Annotated in this window: 1 protein-coding gene; it reads left to right on the forward strand. The window is 71.7% G+C overall.

Going from position 1 to position 1,258, the window contains the following annotated elements; all coding sequences use genetic code 11:
• The first annotated feature begins 172 nt into the window (after positions 1-172).
• Complete coding sequence (nuoH, locus tag DKL51_RS32060) at positions 173-1,135, forward strand: NADH-quinone oxidoreductase subunit NuoH (protein ID WP_109942620.1); 963 nt, start codon at positions 173-175, stop codon at positions 1,133-1,135.
• The last annotated feature ends 123 nt before the right edge of the window (positions 1,136-1,258 follow it).

The following is a 1,258-nucleotide window of genomic DNA, read 5'->3' on the forward strand; positions in this document are numbered from 1 at the left end:
TAAGAGACAGGCCGACCGGTCCGCCGCGGCAGGAGCCGGCGGGCCCGGCGGGTGAACCGTCGGCGCGACCGACCCCCGGTGAGCGGCCGACCGGCCCGAGCCGTGCCGAACCGGCGAGCGGTGAGCGGCCGGCGGCCGGTGACGAACCGACGTCCGAGGGAGGACCGGCCTGATGCCGACCTGGTTGGAGCTGGTCCTCCGGGTGGTGGGCGTGCTGGTCGCGTTCCTCACCCTGCCGCTGATCGTGGGGCAGGCCGAGCACAAGGTCATGGCGCACATGCAGGGCCGGCTCGGCCCGATGTACGCGGGCGGTTTCCACGGCTGGGCGCAGCTCGTCGCCGACGGCATCAAGTTCGTGCAGAAGGAGGACGTCACCCCGCGCGACGCCGACCGGGCGGTCTTCCGGCTCGCCCCGGCGATCGCCCTGGTGCCGTACCTGCTCGCCCTGCTGGTGATCCCGCTCGGCCCGGGCGACCTGGTCGGCCAGCCGCTGGACATCGGGCTCTTCTTCGTCCTCGCCGTGGTGGGGATCGGCGTGGTGGCGGTACTGATGTCCGCCTGGGCATCGGCCAACAAATACAGCCTGCTCGGCGGGCTGCGCGGCGCCGCCCAGCTGCTCGGTTACGAGCTGCCGCTGGTGCTGGCCGCCGCGTCGGTGGCGATGGCGGCCGGCACGCTCAGCCTCTCCGGCATCGTCGAGGCGTGGCGGCCCTGGTGGCTGCTCTGGCAGGCGCCCGCGATGGTGATCTTCTTCGTGGCCGGGCTGGCGGAGATCCGGCGGCCGCCGTTCGACATGCCGATCGCCGACTCGGAGCTGGTCTTCGGCTACATGACCGAGTACACCGGGCTGCGGTTCGCCTTCTTCCTGCTCGCCGAGTACGTCGGCATCGTGGTGATCGCCGCGCTGACCACGGTGCTCTTCCTCGGCGGCTGGCAGGGGCCCTTCGCGGACGCCCAGCTCGGCTGGCTGTGGACGCTGCTCAAGGTCTTCGCCGTCTCGTTCGTGATCATCTGGCTGCGGGTGAGTTACCCGCGCCTGCGAGAGGACCAGCTCCAGCGCCTCTGCTGGCTGGTCCTGGTCCCCCTCGCCCTGGCCCAGCTGGTCCTGACCGCCGCCGTCCGCCTCGCCCTCTGACCCGGCCCTGACCTCCGCGATCTTGCACTTCTGGCCCCGGCGAAGGGTGCAAATTACGCATCTCGCCAACCCAATGTGCAAGATCGCGAGGGGGGAGGGGGTCAGCGCAGCGGGGTGTGGGCG

It is taken from the genome of Micromonospora globispora (assembly GCF_003857015.1).
Taxonomy (GTDB): Bacteria; Actinomycetota; Actinomycetes; order Mycobacteriales; family Micromonosporaceae; genus Micromonospora; species Micromonospora globispora.

Excerpts from the sequence above, each read along its gene's own strand:
- nuoH (WP_109942620.1), top strand. The coding sequence starts at position 173 with ATGCCGACCTGGTTGGAGCTGGTCCTCCGGGTGGTGGGCGTGCTGGTC.